General features: G+C 68.5%; 2 protein-coding genes and 1 pseudogene. All 3 read left to right on the top strand.

The features are described 5' to 3' along the window. Positions 1-167: pseudogene (locus EN939_RS33810) on the top strand (AAA family ATPase); the annotation flags it as partial. Continuing rightward, the gene (locus EN939_RS33805) at positions 167-1132 is read left to right on the top strand and encodes a DUF58 domain-containing protein (RefSeq protein WP_127271779.1); all 966 of its coding nucleotides are present in this window, start codon (positions 167-169) and stop codon (positions 1130-1132) included. The pseudogene EN939_RS33810 and the gene EN939_RS33805, both read left to right, overlap by 1 nt. Beyond that, positions 1129-1508: BatA domain-containing protein (locus EN939_RS33800; RefSeq protein ID WP_206528422.1), on the top strand; the 380-nt coding region annotated here is incomplete at its 3' end. The genes EN939_RS33805 and EN939_RS33800, both read left to right, overlap by 4 nt.

Raw genomic sequence — 1508 nt, 5'->3', positions numbered from 1 at the left:
GCACAAGGGCGCGCGCGCTTTACGACGGACGGCTGGCGCCCTCGGTTGACGACGTCCGTGCGCTGGCCGAGCCGGTGCTGCAGCATCGTATGGCGCTGACCTTCGCCGCCCGCGCCGAAGGCACCGGCGTGCGTGACGTGGTGGCGAAACTCGTGAAAGGAATTTGATGCCGCGCATCGGCGAGGTCCAGGCTCCGGCAGCGACGCGCGACGCGCTCGCCCGTGGCCGGTTGCGAGCCTCGCTTGTGCCAGACCTGCTGGTCGAGGCGCGCCGCATCGTCAACACCGTGATCGCCGGCTGGCATGGCCGCCGCAAGCGCGGCATCGGTGAAAATTTCTGGCAGTTCCGGCCCTATGTCGAGGGAGATTCCTCGCGCATCGACTGGCGCCGCTCGGCCCGCGACGACCACACCTATGTGCGCGACCGCGAATGGGAAGCCGCCCATACGGTCTGGCTGTGGGCCGACCCCTCGCCGTCGATGCTCTACAAATCGACCGGCGCCAGCGTTTCCAAGCAATCGCGCGCGCTGGTGCTGGCGCTGGCCATGGCCGAACTGTTGTCGCGCAGCGGCGAGCGCATCGCCTGGCCGGGCCTCACCGACCCGTTCACCGCCCGCAACGGCGCCGAACGCATCGCCGCCCAGTTGATGCATGCCGGCGATTTGCCGGCAAAACCCGACCTGTCCGACATCAGGCGCTTCTGCGACATCGTCATCGTCAGCGACTTCCTCGATCCGGTCGAAGAGACGATGGCCTGGCTCGACGTGCTGGCCCGCCACGGCGTGCGTGCCCACCTGATCGAGGTCGCCGACCCGGCCGAGGAGACCTTCCCCTATGCCGGCCGCACCGAATTCACCGATCCCGAGACCGGCGACAAGCTGACCGCCGGCCGCGCCGAAATGCTCGGCGATGAGTATCGCCTGCTCTACGCCGCCCGGCGCCACGAACTGGCGGCCTGGTGCAAACGTCTTGGCTGGAGCTTTACCGTCAACCACACCGATCGGCTCGCCTCCGACGCGCTGGTGCGGCTGCACATGGCGATGACCACTGATGGCTCCTCGGCCAGGCCGACCGCCGGCGGTCGTGCCGGCATGATCGCCGGCGGCGATCGGCCAGGAAAGGCTGTCGCATGAGTTGGCTGCCGCTTTCCTTTGGCGCCCCCATGGTGCTGTGGGGCCTGCTGGCACTGCCGGTGATCTGGTGGCTGCTCAGGCTGACGCCGCCCAAGCCGCAGACCGAAATCTTCCCGCCGCTGAAGATCCTGGCCCGCGTGCTGAAGCGCGAGGAGACGCCGCAGCAGAGCCCGTGGTGGCTGACACTGCTCAGGCTCTTGATGGCGGCCCTCATCGTCGCGGCATTGGCCGACCCGGTCTTCAACCCGCGCGAAAAGCTGCCGGCCGAGGGAGCCGCCCTTGCCCTGGTCATCGACAATGACTGGGCAAGTGCCGCAGACTGGGGCAAACGCGTCGCCACCGCCGAGCGGCTGATCAACGATGCCGGCTCCAACGG

Source organism: Mesorhizobium sp. M7A.F.Ca.CA.002.05.1.1, assembly GCF_003998335.1.
Taxonomy (GTDB): Bacteria; Pseudomonadota; Alphaproteobacteria; order Rhizobiales; family Rhizobiaceae; genus Mesorhizobium.
The sequence above is the reverse complement of the archived record's forward strand: the minus strand, read 5'-3'. Positions and strand labels throughout refer to the sequence as shown.

Bases quoted from the DNA above. Each gene is read 5' to 3' on its own strand.
- EN939_RS33805 (WP_127271779.1), top strand. From the start codon at position 167: ATGCCGCGCATCGGCGAGGTCCAGGCTCCGGCAGCGACGCGCGACGCG.